The following is a 12,865-nucleotide window of genomic DNA, read 5'->3' as shown; positions in this document are numbered from 1 at the left end:
CAGATCGGGGGCTCTTTGCATTTCGGCGTTCGCCGCCTATGCAGGCAGGCATCCGGCCGGTGGCTGGTTGTTAAAGGCCGATGGATGCAAGTTGCAAACAGAGGCTGCGAGCTGGCCTCAGCTTCGACAGCCACGGCGGCAACGATGGGTGATCCGACATGACCATCACGGAACGCGCTCGCGCCAAGATCAACCTGACGCTGCGGGTTCTGGGGCGCCGTGCGGATGGCTATCACACGCTGGAAAGCCTGATCGTGTTCGCCGACGTGGGCGATGACGTGCGCTTTCATTCGGGCGAACCGACAGCAGTGCGTATGCACGGGGCGTTTGCCGAAGCGATAGCGGGTGGCAACCTGATCGACACGACATTGGCGCGCCTTGCCGCTGCCGATCCGGGGCTGACGCTGGGCAGTGTTGAGGTTGAAAAGCTGTTGCCGATTGCGGCCGGCATCGGTGGCGGTTCGGCCGATGCCGCCGCGGTGCTGCGCGCGGTCCGGTGCGTCAATCCCGCGAGCGCGGCGCCTTGGGATGATATCGCCGCGTGCCTCGGTGCCGATGTCACCGTTTGTCTGGCAAACCGCTCTTCATTCGTGTGGGGTGTGGGCGAGCATATCGCTTCGGTGTCAGGCCTTCCGCTTTTGCACGCGGTGTTGGTGTGCCCGATGGGGGCTGCGCCAATGGGCAAGACGCGCGCGGTGTTCGCTCAGCTTTCGCTGCCGCCTTCCGGGCCGACTGTTGATCCCGCGCCGCTGCCGCCATTCGCCGATGTGGCGGAGCTGCTGGAATATATGCGTTCTGTCGGCAACGATCTGAATGCGCCAGCGCTTGCGGTGATGCCTGTGTGTGCTGAGGTTGAAGCCGCGCTCACTGCGGTGACAGGTTGTCTTTATGTGGCGCTGTCGGGCGCCGGGCCGACCAGCTTCGGCATATTCGCCGATGCAGATAGCGCACGGGCGGCTGCCGCGTCGCTGCAGGCGCAGCATCCCGAATGGTGGGTTGCGCCGGTGATATTGGGTGAGTGATCAGCGCTGCAGGATTGGTCAATGCCGCTCCCCGCCAGCTAAAACGTTTTTACTCCGATCAGCAGAAGAAGCAGTTGCGGCAGGCGGTGGCAGCTTCGTTGATCTGGCCGCTCATGATCTTGGAGTATTCGGTCAGCTTCGTTTTGAAGCGATCACAGATCGTTTTCTTGGCTTCTTCCTCGCCGTGCAGCGTTTGCCACTGCTTCAGGTATTCGCCCTTCTTGGAGCGGAACTTGGAGAATACCTTTTTCAGCGACGCCGCTTCGACACACGAGCCGACGGCGTTCAGGGCCCGCCGCTGCAGGTTCAGCTTGATGCCGCAAAATTCCTGCAAGGCATCGACGGTCGCGTATTCATCCACCAGCTTCCAGAGATTGGCCTGCTCCTTGGCGCTCATGTCGCCGATGCCAAGCTTGGCCAGCGTGAAAAGCGGCGTCTGAGCCGATGCAATCTGGCGCGGCGCCAGCAGCGCGCCGGGAGAAGACACCGCCTTGGCTGCGGCCGCGCCTGCCACTGCGAAGCAGATCAAGGCCAACAGCCAGCCGCCTGGTTTGAGCATGCGCGCAACGTGGTGCTGAAGCGACGACACAGCCATTTTCCTCACGAATTCTCCGAAAGCGGATCGACTCTAGGATGCCGCCGCAGGGTGAGCAATATCGGCCCGGCCGGTCGGATGATTTTTCAGTGCGAGCGATGCAGACAGAACGCGATGACTTCCTGCATGGCTGCTTTCTCCAGACGGTCGGAAAAAATGCCAAGAGCGTCATGCGCAATGGCGCCATAGGAACGGGCGCGCTCCATCGTGGCTTCCAGCGCCTTGTGCTGCTTCATCAGCCCGATGGCGTGCTCAAGGTCGCCGTCCTTGATCTGGCCTTCAGCTATGGTGCGCTTCCAGAACTGGCGCTCTTCCTCGTTGCCACGGCGGAACGACAGGATGACCGGCAGTGTGATCTTGCCTTCGCGGAAATCGTCGCCGGTTGACTTGCCCAGATTGGCGCTGTCGCCGGAATAGTCGAGCGCGTCGTCGACAAGCTGGAATGCAAGGCCAAGGTTGCGGCCATAGGCGCGCAGGGCCATCTGCTCGGCTACCGGGCGGCTCGAAATTGCAGCGCCCACTTCGGCGGCGGCTGAGAACAGAGCGGCCGTCTTGGCATTGATGATCGCGAGGTATTCGTCCTCGGTGGTGGCGGTGTTGTTGGCGGCGGCGAGCTGCATAACCTCGCCTTCAGCAATCACGGCGGCGGCGTTGGAGAGAATTTTCAGCACCGGCAGCGAGCCGACATCGACCAGCATGCGGAAAGCCTGGCCGAGCAGGAAATCGCCCACCAGCACGCTGGCCTGATTGCCCCACAGCATGCGCGCGGTCTTCTTGCCCCGGCGCAGGCCGCTTTCATCGACGACATCGTCGTGCAGCAACGTGGCCGTGTGCATGAACTCGATAGCACTCGCAACGCGAACATGCCCGGCACCGTCGTAGTCGCAGAGCTTGCAGGCAGCCAGCGCCAGCATCGGCCGCAGCCGCTTGCCACCGGAATCGATGAGATGGTGGGCCAGCTCAGGTATCAGCTCGACGTCTGAAACCTGTTTGTCCAGAATGATGCGGTTGATGGCCTCCATGTCGCTGGCCACCAGGTCGAACAGCGGTTGCAAGCTGGCCGGTGGGGTGCGAGCGGCATCGAGGGGAATGATCTGTGCCAAGGGCCTGTTTCCGAGCAGGTTTTATTGCAGTTGGTATAGCGTCTGGCAGCCCGCAAGCACACATGAAGTTTGCCGCAAGGCGCAGTTGGTTTTATCTTACCCCAATGCGCGATCTCGTGGCGACTAACGACCCCATACTTTTGAGTTACCTGTTGGCGATATTACGCGAAGCCGGCATTGATGCCTTTGTTTTTGACCGCAACATGAGCTCCGTCCAGGGCAGCCTTGGCGCAGTTACGCAGCGGGTTTCGGTCCCCGAGGACCACTGGGAAGCAGCAAAAAGGCTGCTGATCGAGGCGGATCTCGGCCAATGGATACTCGAAACCTGACGTAACGCCTTGGCCGGCGGGGGTGTGGGAAACTTGGCGCAGGGCGGCCGGTTGCCCATTTCGGCGTGACAATACGCATCAATGGCTGGCGGGCGCGGCCTGGCGGCGAATAGCGGGTTTCGAGGATCGCGGGATGGCAATTGAAGTCAGCGATGGCGAAGCGGCGTCTCGCCTGAGCGGGGCGGCAGATGCTCCGGAGTTCGACCGGGATCTGACCGACGACGCTTTTCTCGGCGGCGCGCTCAACCTCCTGCAAATGCGCTCTGGCTACCGGGCCGGACTGGACGCGGTGATGCTAGCGGCGGGGGTTGCGCCTGCGGGCGACGGTGCGTTGCGCGTTCTGGATGTCGGCGCCGGTGTTGGCACGGCCGGGCTGTGTGTGGCGCGGCGTCTGCCCATGGCGGAAGTCGCGTTGCTGGAGCGCGAGCCTGAACTCGCTGAACTGGCTGCGCGCAATATCGAACGCAATGATTTGGGGCGGCGGGTTCGTGCCATGGCCGGATCGGTGGGGGCAGCGGTGGCGGACCTGCGCGCGCTCGGCCTTCAGGACGAGAGCTTTTCGCATGTCATTGCCAACCCGCCCTATTACGACGTCAGCGCTGGCACCCTCGCTCCCGACAGGCTTAAAGCCGGGGCGCATGCCATGGACGGCGACGGATTGGAGCGTTGGGCGCGTTTTATGGCTCGGATGGCGCGTCCATTGGGGGTCGCTCTTGTGGTGCACCGGGCGGATGCGCTGCCGCAGTTGTTGCAGGCGTTTGGGCAGCGTTTCGGCGCGCTCACGCTCCTGCCGCTGCATCCGCGAGAGGGCGAACCGGCCAGTCGGGTGCTGATGCGCGGCGTGAAGGGCAGCCGCGCGCCGCTGCGCATATTGCCGGGCTTTGTCCTGCATGGAGAGGGAAACGCATTTACGCCTGAAGCTCAGGAAATACTCCGCAACGGCGGCCCTCTGTTGCCGCTGATGGGGAAGTGATCGGCCAACCGGGAGCGACTGCCTTGCGTGTCGCGCAGCGCGCATGCTGGAGCTGCAACTCAAATTCGATAACGGTTCTTTCGGTGCGCGCGCCTCAGAGTGCTTCCGGAAAAGTGGGAACCGGTTTTCCGACAAGAAGCACGGCACAACAGACATCTAGAAGCCTTTCCGTGATTCAACGAAATGCTGAAAGATTCTAGATCTTTGCGCGCACCCAGTTTCAAACATGCCAGGAGGCAGCAAGGGATGTGGTTTCTTCGCCAGAATACAGTTGTTCCGGTGCTGCGGTTTTCAGGCCCAATCGGAATGGCGACACCGCTGCGTCCGGGGCTATCCATCGGCACGGCGGCATCGGCGATTGAAAAGGCGTTCGAGCTGTCGAAGTGCCCCGCGGTTGCGATTGTCATCAATTCGCCGGGCGGCTCGGCGGTGCAGTCGAGCCTGATCTTCAAGCGCATCCGCCAGCTCGCCGACGAGAAGAAGAAAACCGTCTACGTGTTCTGCGAAGATGCGGCCGCGTCAGGTGGCTATTATCTCGCTGTTGCGGGCGATGAGATCTATGCCGACGCGTCATCCATCGTCGGTTCTATCGGCGTGATTTCGGCCGGCTTCGGTTTCGAAAAGGCGATTGAGAAACTCGGCATCGAGCGGCGCGTATATACCGCTGGCGAGATGAAGGACACGCTTGATCCGTTCCTGCCCGAGCGCGCGCAGGATGTGGCGCGCATCAAGGCGCTGCAGCAGGATGTGCACGATGCTTTCATTGGCGTGGTGAAGCAGCGCCGCGCCGGCAAGTTAAAGGCGGAGGATGGCGAGCTGTTCACCGGAGCGTTCTGGTCGGGGCAGAAGGCCGTTGACCTTGGGCTCATCGACGGCATTGCCGACGTTCGTTCAAAGATGCGTGAGCTTTACGGTGAAAAGGTTCGATTGAAACCAGTTCCGCTGGATCGTGGTGGTCTTTTGTCAAGGCTGCGGCGATCTCCCGCTGCCACAGGTTACGGGGAATTAACTGGCGGGCGGTTTGCTTTTGCCGACGATATAATTTCCGCCATTGAGGCTCGCGGCTTGTGGGCGCGCTTCGGCCTCTAGGTGGACGTCCGATCGCTCTGTTGAGGGAGTTCAGCCAATGCCGCATTTGATCGCTGTTGTGCTCATTGGCGCCGGTATCGTGGCTGGCGTTAAATGGATTGCGCGTGAAGTCGCTCGCGCCACCGGAGTCGATGCTTCGCAGGAAGAAATGGTGAGTAATGATCCGCTCGCCACCGTTCCGAAGGATCTTGGTGCGCTGGTATGGGATGCCGACGCCGGCGTTTATCGCCCTGCGGTCCGTCGCACCGGTCCATTCGCCTGAGCTGCGCGCGCGCTATGCGCTTAACGTTGCTTAACACTGTCGCCGTACATTCATCTGCGCGCAGACTTGTCGGCTGCGCGCGCTGCTGCAGTCTAAAGCTTCGCGAGGTTTTCAATGGCTGATGTCGATCCTGATGTGCTGGCCGATATCGACGGCCGCATTGCCATCATCCGCGATAACCTGCGTGAGCTGGTGGAGCAGGCCGCAGGATATTCCGGCGCCGCGAATGAAGAGCTGACGGCCGACCGCATTTCCGATCAGCAGGCCAAGCTTGATGCGCTGCTTGCCGAGCGAGACCGTCTGACCGCAGGTTAAGGCGGCCAGTTCGGCCGTCGCACGTCGCATCGCGTTTGCGATCTGCGCGCTCAGCTTTATGCGTTGGATGAATACTTCATCAGCACGATGCCACTGACGATAAGACCGGCGGCCAGCATGCGCATGGCGCTGGCGTCCTCGCCCAGCACGACAATGCCGACGATGAACGCACCTACCGCGCCGATGCCGGTCCAGACCGTATAGGCTGTGCCAAGCGGCAGCAGGCGCATGGCGTATGCCAGCAAGGCAAACGACGCGAACATTGCAATAAAGGTGATGATTGACGGCGTAAGCCGGGTGAAGCCGTCCGACTGCTTCATGAAGAAGGCCCAGACGACCTCCAGTACGCCGGCGATGAAAAGCGAAATCCAGGCCATGATCGGCCCTCCTCTTTTGAGAGCCGGGCCGTCCCGACGTGGAAACCCGTAAACGCTTGTTTGCGGGGCGAGGACGTTGCCTCACGCATAAATCTAGCGCGGTTGTCGGGCGGGTCAATCGGGCGCCAACGCGCAGCGGCCAGATGTCTCCAGCCGCTGCGCCGTTGCATGGTAATCGCAGGGTTAAGCGCGCGGCAGCATCAGGCGCGTGGATCGTCCGGGCTGTTAGGCTCGCTGAAACGCAGCCTGTTGCCGAACGGGTCGGACACTTGCATCATTTGCGCGTCCCATACCGCCTCTTCGAGCCCCGGCCGATAGTATTTGTAGTTCTTGCCGAGCAGCTCCTGATGATAGGCGGCGATGCCGCGCATCCAGATGAACACGGTTGAACCGGGGCTGGCGTCGCCGTGATGCTCGGAAAGATGCAGCTTTATGCCAGCACGCGAGACTTGCGCGTAGAGCGGGAAGTTGTCGCCGAACCGGTGCTCCCAATCGATCATGAAGCCGAGAAAATCGACATAGAACTCCATCGCCTTCTCGACCGAGAAGATGCGCAGGATTGGGATTGTCGAGCTGAACCGTATTGTGCTTGCGGACGCAGCGGTGACGGAAGCTGTGTGCTCCGCCGCTGCAATCTTAGCCGCCAGCACGTTCCAGTCCGGCAAGCCGAACTGTCTGGCGACGATCTCCAGGCATTCGCTGTGGGTTAGGTCGGCGGTCTGGCGATCTGCCATCGCATCGCGCAGAGCGCGCGCCATGGCTTTGGCGTCCATGAAAGTACGCATCGTTGATCCTTTCGCGTTGCGTGCGAACGGAAGCGATCAGCGCCTGCATTGCCGATCCGTTCGCAGCAAAAGCCGAATGGATCATTGCCGTATCTCGATGCTTTCACCGTACCCTTGCGGGTGCAGGCGGCAGGCTGCATCGGCCCACCGCCAGCTAATCCAACGCATAGGTGCTCGTCAATCGCCCGCGCGATCAAGGCGTGTTGAGCTGATAGGTATGCGCCAACCAGCGGTAGCCGCCAGCCGGATCGCGAACAACATATCCAACCGACGGGAACGGCATGTGATAACCGGCGACGGCGATTTTCTCCGTCGCGGCCATGTCGAACACGCGCTTGCGTGTCTTGGCTGCCTGTTCGCGATCGGCGTCGAACACGCAGTGCCAGTCCGGGCGAGCGAGGGATGCCACCTGATGGTGCGCACAGTCGCCCCACAGCAGCAGGCGATTGCCGTTGCTCTCGATATGGAAGGCCAGATGGCCCGGCGTGTGGCCATAGGCTTCGATAGCGCGAACGCCGGCAACAACATCATCGCCGGGCTTGATGAAGCTGATGCGCTCGGCCAGCGGAACGACGTTGGAGCGGAACACGGCGGCCATCGTTTCTGCATCGCCGGAGTGCTTTCCGGCCGGTGCCCAGAAATCATATTCGGTTGCCGACATGACGTAACGCGCGTTCGGGAACGCCGGTTTGCCGTTTTCCAGCAGGCCGCCGACATGGTCGGAATGGCCGTGCGTGAGGACAACCACGTCGATCTGTTCGGGCTTGTATCCGGCCGCCGCCAGATTGTTCGCCATCCAGCCGCCGTTGGGCCGCGCCACGAAGCCGTTGCCGCCATTGCCGGCGTCGAACAGCACCAGTTCCTTGCCGGTGTTGAGCAGCGTTGGCGTGAAACCGGGCTGATACTTGTTGGGCGGCAGCAGATTGTCGCCCATCAGCTTGGCGACCTCATCAGCGGTCGCGTTGCCGCCGATCAGCGGAAACGGTCCGTCGATGAAGATGTCGCTGTCGGCCAGCGTGGTGAATTCGAACGCGCCGAGCTTGAAGCGGGCCCAGTCGGGCTTGCGCAGTCCGAGGTGCGGGGCAGCGGCATGGGCGGCGCTGGAGAGCAGGCCGCCCAGCGGCATGGCGCCAGCAACCAGCGGCAGCGCGCAGGCGCCCGCCCCGGTCAGCAAGCCCCTTCGGCTGACCATTCCGGAATTTTCTTTATTATCAATCGTTGCCACGCTGTTCGTCCTCTGCAACCTTGCGGGTGTTTGGGCCGCACAATAGGAAAGGCGGGCAGTTTGCGCTTGAACAAACGTGCTGCGGAGCAATGGCCGATGGATCGTGTTTCAAAGGGGCTGGGGAGCAATTCGGCCGGTGTCCGTGTGGGTCGTTCCGATGCGTTGTGGCATGTCGATGATGGCTGGGCGATGTTCGCCGGTCCGCTCAATCGCAATGCGCCGCACGTGCACTCGACAGCGGTTTATCTGGCGGGTCTTTACGGCACCTTCCGGCTGCGCATTGGTGGCGGTGAATGGTTCTCCTGCCGCAGCGCCGTCATCCGCCCCGGCACCATTTACGAGTTCGATGTCGGCGGCGATCCGCTGGGCGTGATGTATCTGGAGCCCAATCTCGCCGGGCCTGATGCGCTGGCCGCTTTCAGCAAAACGGGCCACGAAATCGGTGGCGCGCTTGTCGGTCGGATCGACCATTCGATCATGCGCCCGTGCTTTGAGGCACGGCGAACTACACCGGAAGTGGCCTCCAGCGTCAGTGATCTGGTTCGGCATGCCGAGGGGCGGGCCTATCGCCGGATGGATGATCGGATCGTCCGCGCTGTCGCCGCATTGCAGTTCGATCTCGCGGCCGCGCCTTCAGTCTCGATAGCGGCTGCGGCTGCCGGGATTTCAGCCACGCGGTTCCAGCATCTCTTTACCCGCGAAGTGGGGGTTCCATTCCGGCGTTACCGGCAATGGCAACGACTGCGCATGGCGATCCGCTCCGCTGCGGCTGGCGCGAGCTTAACCGATGCCGCCCACACCGCAGGCTTTGCCGATCAGGCGCATTTTTCGCGGGTGTTCAAGGCAACGTTCGGTGCGCCACCCTCGCGAGGGGGCTCTAGCTGATACAGGACTGTGTGTAACTTGTGCGCAACACGTGCATAACCTGTGCGGAGCAATTCGTTTGAAAACGGATGTTCAGGTGCCGCGAATCAATTGATTAACGAATCCTTAACAGGGCCGATCGCTGATTTCGTGTGCTGACCGCGAAGGCTTTGTCGATAGACAAAAGCTTTTTTGAGGTCATTTCATGCACTGCATTTCCGGGAGCCGCCGGGCTCCGCTTGTGATAGCGGCTTTGGCCGCCGTCTTTGCCGCCAGTTTCACACCGGCCGCGCATGCAGCCCCTCCGTCTAACGGGGGCTGTGCTGACGTCAATTCTGGCCTCTTCAACCTGAACGCTTACACGCCTGGCGGTTCAGGAATTCTTGCTACGATTGCGGGGTTTCAGGTCGGCGATGTGATCACTTTCAGCGTCTCCGGCTTGCCGGGGAGTAGCTTTGAACTCATCAATGGCGCCTTGAACACGGTGTTGCTGTCCAGTCAGCTCACGCCTGGCCCGGCAACCGTCAACTACACCGTCACTGGCGCAAACGACGACACCACACTCAACACCTACATGCTCGTTCAAGCGATTCCGTATGAGATCACGATCGCGGCAACCTGCGTGGGATCGCCTTCACCGCCCGGTCCGAGCGGATCGAATCCCGCTTCCGCACTGGTGACAGGATTTCTGTCTTCGCGCATCAACGGCACCCTGATGAGTGCCCCGACTGGTGCCAGCATCATGAACCGCGGCGTGCAGTCTGGCCCGATTGGCGGCGGGACTACGAACGTCGCGTCTGTTCCTGGCTTTGCGCCGCCGATGGCGCTGGGCGCCGGAGCGGGATCGAACGCTGCAATCGGACGTGGTGCCAGCCGCTTTGACGATGCCGACGAAAGCACGCTCGGCAGCAGGAACGTCCAGTTCCGCAATTCGCTGTCGCAGATGCGGCGTGATGCAAGCGCGGCGCAGATGGAAAAGCACCGCATGGCGCTCGGTGCCGGTGATGGTGGCGCGCTGCCGCTGGCCTATGAAACAGCTTCGCCGTGGGACATCTGGGTCGAGGGCCGTTACTCCGCTTTCGACGATGATACCGCCAACTTCAACCGCAGCGGTCATGTCGGTCTGCTCTATGTCGGCGGCGACTATCGCGTGACCGAGAACATGATCGTCGGTGTGCTGGCGCAGTTCGACTGGGCGAAGGACGATATCGGTGCTTTGCAGTCGAAGATCGACGGCAACGGCTGGATGATCGGTCCTTACATGTCGGCACGTGTGCACCAGAACATCTATCTCGATGTCCGTGCCGCCTGGGGTCGTTCATCGAACGACCTTGCTCTGGCCGGTGCCACCGGCGCGTTCGACACCTCGCGCTGGCTAGTTCAGGGCACGCTGGCGGGTAACTGGGAATATGACGCCTGGCGCATCACGCCATCGGCCGATCTGGCCTACGCCTCTGAAAACGCCGATGGCTTCACGGACTCAACGGGCACGTTCATTGCGGGCCAGAAGGTGTCGCTGGGGCGGCTGCAGTTCGGCCCTGAGATCGGCTATCGTATCCGTAAGACCGCCGACGCCTTCATCGAGCCGTTCGCCGCCATCAAGGGCGTGTGGGACTTCGACTATACGCGGGCTGCATTCGTCAACGGCGTTGTTGTCGGCCCGGGCGAGTTCTGGGGACGCTTGCAGGGCGGTCTCAATGTCGTGACGGCCGGCGGCGTTTACGTGCGCGGCATGGCGTCGTGGGATGGCATGGGCGCTGGCGACTACAACGGCTACACGCTGCAGGGCACGGTCAACGTGCCGCTGAACTGACCGAGCCGAGATTTGGGATGCTGGATGCGCGGGTTCCGGAAGGGCCCGCGCATTTTGCTTTCCCGTGCCTTCCGACGCGCGGCCATTTCGCCCGTGGGATAGCCCGCGAAGTGTTCCTATATCAGCGGCAACGCTTTTGAATTTTCGTCAGGTTCCGCCGTGTCGCCCACGTTCACCGTTCTCACATCAGGCAACGATCCGCGCTTCGATGCCGCCATGCGCATCTACCGCGAGGCCATCGACCCGTCAGAGCAGAAGCCGGAGGAGCGTCTGCGGACGCTGGTGAGCAATAGTCGTTACAGCTTTCTGATCGCGGAAATCGCTGGTGAAGTCGTCGGTTTCGCCAGCGTTTACATCCCGCCGACGCGTGAGTTCTGGCTGTTGGAATATCTGGCCGTTGATGCGGGGCTACGTTCGTCCGGGCTTGGGTCGAAGCTGTTCGCGACGACAATTGCGTTTGCCGACGAGCGCACGGGCGATGCCCCTGGCATCCTCGAAGTGGAGAAGCCCGGTGCGGGTATCGGCGCTGATGATCCGATGCTGCGTCGGCTCGCGTTCTACAATCGCACCGGCTGCCGCCTGATGACCGGGCTCGACTACATTTTGCCGCCGCAGCAGGGGGAAATACCGCCGCCGATGCTGCTCTTGGTCCACGGCGCGCCGCAACTGGCCACCGTTGAACGATCTGCTCTGCACCGCTGGCTGATCGCCATTTATGGCGATGTCTATGAACTGCCGCCCGAGGATGCTCGCATAGCACGGATGCTGGCGGCGCTGCCGGAGCGGGTTCCGCTTGTTGGCTTGGCGGCATTACTTTAGTCGCGCTCGGTCCAGGCGTGACAGCGCGCCCGTGGTGCGTATAGTGCGGCCAACTCAGCCAGGGCCACATCATGCCGAACAGCCAGTCTACCCCTGCCGTCGATAGCGCGCCCGGCCTTCCGGTTGCGCCGCTGCATCCGGCTAACTCCTTTCAAGATCTGATTTTTGCGCTCCAGCGTTTCTGGGCGGAGCAGGGATGCGTGATCCTGCAGCCGTACGACATGGAAGTAGGCGCGGGCACGTTCCATCCGGCCACCACACTGCGCACGCTCGGTCCCAAGCCGTGGAACGCCTGCTATGTGCAGCCCTCGCGCCGCCCCAAGGATGGCCGCTACGGCGAGAACCCCAATCGCTTGCAGCACTATTATCAGTTGCAGGCGATCATGAAGCCGGCGCCCGACAACATCCAGGAACTCTACCTTGAGAGCCTGCGTCGCATCGGGCTGGTGCCGGAACTGCACGACATCCGTTTCGTCGAGGACGACTGGGAAAGCCCGACGCTGGGTGCCTGGGGGCTCGGCTGGGAGGTCTGGTGCGACGGCATGGAGGTGACACAGTTCACCTATTTCCAGCAGGTCGGCGGATTTGACTGCGAAGTAGTCGCTGCTGAAATCACCTATGGTCTGGAGCGGCTTGCCATGTACGTGCAGGGCGTTGACCGCGTGTTCGACCTCTCCTTCAACGGTCGCACCGATGCGCGCGCGCTGTCCTATGGCGATGTGTTCCTGCAAGCGGAGCAGGAATTTTCGCGCTTCAATTTCGAGCACGCCGACACCGCGCTGCTCTTGCAGCACTTCAACGACGCCGAGCGCGAGTGCAAGTCATTGCTGCAAAAGGGCGAGACGCCCGAGGGGCGGCATCTGATGGCGCTGCCGGCCTATGATCAGTGCATCAAGGCCTCGCACGTTTTCAATCTGCTGGATGCACGCGGGGTTATTTCCGTCACCGAACGGCAGAGCTATATTCTTCGCGTTCGCGAGCTGGCGAAGGCCTGCTGCGCGGCATGGCTCAAGACCGCTGGAGGTGGTGCATGATCCCGTCGGCTGTACTCGGTGCTCTCATTCTGGGTGTGCCCGCGACACTGATTGCTTACTGGGCGCTTTATCGGCAGCCGCGTGGGATTTTCTGGTTTGCCTTCGCGCTCATTCTGGTTGGGCTCGGCTATCTAGGTGGCACGGGCGCGCTGTCGGACATCGCCAATACGGTGGCAGGTGAGACCGGGTTGGCCGTGGCGCCGGGCGAGCCTTCCATCATCGAGCCTTAGATCCCGACGCGCGCAACTGGCGGGTGGAGC

At 61.9% G+C, this 12,865-nt stretch carries 16 protein-coding genes; 11 read left to right on the top strand and 5 right to left on the bottom strand.

The features are described from left to right. Window positions 1–158: 158 nt before the first annotated feature. Window positions 159–1,022: a 4-(cytidine 5'-diphospho)-2-C-methyl-D-erythritol kinase gene (locus tag C6Y62_RS01995; protein ID WP_173952584.1), complete on the top strand. Its 864-nt coding sequence runs from the start codon at window positions 159–161 to the stop codon at window positions 1,020–1,022. 58 nt (window positions 1,023–1,080) lie between these two features. Here the strand turns inward: C6Y62_RS01995 and C6Y62_RS01990 are convergent, their stop codons facing one another. Continuing rightward, entirely contained in the window at window positions 1,081–1,611 is a 531-nt protein-coding gene (locus C6Y62_RS01990) for a hypothetical protein (RefSeq protein WP_173952583.1), read from the bottom strand. Between the two features lie 92 nt (window positions 1,612–1,703). Continuing rightward, window positions 1,704–2,720: a polyprenyl synthetase family protein gene (locus tag C6Y62_RS01985; RefSeq protein WP_173952582.1), complete on the bottom strand. Its 1,017-nt coding sequence runs from the start codon at window positions 2,718–2,720 to the stop codon at window positions 1,704–1,706. 62 nt (window positions 2,721–2,782) lie between these two features. Here C6Y62_RS01985 and C6Y62_RS01980 point away from each other — a divergent pair, with 62 nt between their 5' ends. The 5 genes from C6Y62_RS01980 to C6Y62_RS01960 all read left to right on the top strand — a co-directional run bounded on the left by C6Y62_RS01980 (window position 2,783) and on the right by C6Y62_RS01960 (window position 5,688). Then, on the top strand, window positions 2,783–3,049 hold the full coding sequence (locus tag C6Y62_RS01980; protein WP_245281846.1) for a putative signal transducing protein: 267 nt from the start codon (window positions 2,783–2,785) through the stop codon (window positions 3,047–3,049). 133 nt (window positions 3,050–3,182) lie between these two features. Beyond that, window positions 3,183–4,022, top strand: a complete 840-nt coding sequence (locus tag C6Y62_RS01975; protein ID WP_173952581.1) for a tRNA1(Val) (adenine(37)-N6)-methyltransferase — start codon at window positions 3,183–3,185, stop codon at window positions 4,020–4,022. 246 nt (window positions 4,023–4,268) lie between these two features. Beyond that, window positions 4,269–5,111 carry a S49 family peptidase gene (locus C6Y62_RS01970; protein WP_173952580.1) on the top strand — a complete coding sequence of 281 codons (843 nt, stop codon included), beginning with the start codon at window positions 4,269–4,271 and terminating at the stop codon, window positions 5,109–5,111. 37 nt (window positions 5,112–5,148) lie between these two features. Beyond that, window positions 5,149–5,373, top strand: coding sequence for a hypothetical protein (locus tag C6Y62_RS01965; RefSeq protein WP_173952579.1), 225 nt, complete (start codon window positions 5,149–5,151; stop codon window positions 5,371–5,373). A gap of 114 nt (window positions 5,374–5,487) precedes the next feature. Further along, on the top strand, window positions 5,488–5,688 hold the full coding sequence (locus C6Y62_RS01960) for a hypothetical protein (protein ID WP_068460841.1): 201 nt from the start codon (window positions 5,488–5,490) through the stop codon (window positions 5,686–5,688). A gap of 56 nt (window positions 5,689–5,744) precedes the next feature. On the opposite strand, the gene sugE is transcribed toward C6Y62_RS01960, so the two are convergent. The 3 genes from sugE to C6Y62_RS01945 all read right to left on the bottom strand — a co-directional run bounded on the left by sugE (window position 5,745) and on the right by C6Y62_RS01945 (window position 8,042). Further along, window positions 5,745–6,065, bottom strand: coding sequence for a quaternary ammonium compound efflux SMR transporter SugE (gene sugE, locus C6Y62_RS01955; RefSeq protein ID WP_173952578.1), 321 nt, complete (start codon window positions 6,063–6,065; stop codon window positions 5,745–5,747). A 200-nt stretch (window positions 6,066–6,265) separates the two neighbouring features. Further along, window positions 6,266–6,850, bottom strand: a complete 585-nt coding sequence (locus tag C6Y62_RS01950; protein ID WP_173952577.1) for a glyoxalase superfamily protein — start codon at window positions 6,848–6,850, stop codon at window positions 6,266–6,268. Window positions 6,851–7,043: 193 nt separating this feature from the next. Further along, a complete protein-coding gene (locus tag C6Y62_RS01945) occupies window positions 7,044–8,042 on the bottom strand; it encodes an MBL fold metallo-hydrolase (RefSeq protein ID WP_173952576.1) in 999 nt (332 codons plus the stop codon). Between the two features lie 129 nt (window positions 8,043–8,171). Between C6Y62_RS01945 and C6Y62_RS01940 the strand changes: the two genes are divergently transcribed. The 5 genes from C6Y62_RS01940 to C6Y62_RS01920 all read left to right on the top strand — a co-directional run bounded on the left by C6Y62_RS01940 (window position 8,172) and on the right by C6Y62_RS01920 (window position 12,835). After that, window positions 8,172–8,960: a helix-turn-helix domain-containing protein gene (locus C6Y62_RS01940; RefSeq protein ID WP_173952575.1), complete on the top strand. Its 789-nt coding sequence runs from the start codon at window positions 8,172–8,174 to the stop codon at window positions 8,958–8,960. Window positions 8,961–9,354: 394 nt separating this feature from the next. Further along, window positions 9,355–10,752 carry an autotransporter domain-containing protein gene (locus tag C6Y62_RS16700; protein WP_173952574.1) on the top strand — a complete coding sequence of 466 codons (1,398 nt, stop codon included), beginning with the start codon at window positions 9,355–9,357 and terminating at the stop codon, window positions 10,750–10,752. A gap of 159 nt (window positions 10,753–10,911) precedes the next feature. Then, on the top strand, window positions 10,912–11,571 hold the full coding sequence (locus tag C6Y62_RS01930; protein WP_173952573.1) for a GNAT family N-acetyltransferase: 660 nt from the start codon (window positions 10,912–10,914) through the stop codon (window positions 11,569–11,571). Between the two features lie 71 nt (window positions 11,572–11,642). Next, on the top strand, window positions 11,643–12,605 hold the full coding sequence (locus C6Y62_RS01925; RefSeq protein ID WP_173952572.1) for a glycine--tRNA ligase subunit alpha: 963 nt from the start codon (window positions 11,643–11,645) through the stop codon (window positions 12,603–12,605). Then, complete coding sequence (locus C6Y62_RS01920; RefSeq protein WP_068460830.1) at window positions 12,602–12,835, top strand: hypothetical protein; 234 nt, start codon at window positions 12,602–12,604, stop codon at window positions 12,833–12,835. Before C6Y62_RS01925 ends, C6Y62_RS01920 begins: the two co-directional genes overlap by 4 nt. Window positions 12,836–12,865: the final 30 nt, after the last annotated feature.

The sequence above is a fragment of the Hyphomicrobium sulfonivorans genome, assembly GCF_013306565.1.
GTDB classification, from domain to species: domain Bacteria; phylum Pseudomonadota; class Alphaproteobacteria; order Rhizobiales; family Hyphomicrobiaceae; genus Hyphomicrobium_A; species Hyphomicrobium_A sulfonivorans.
This window is presented reverse-complemented; position numbering and strand designations above follow the sequence as displayed.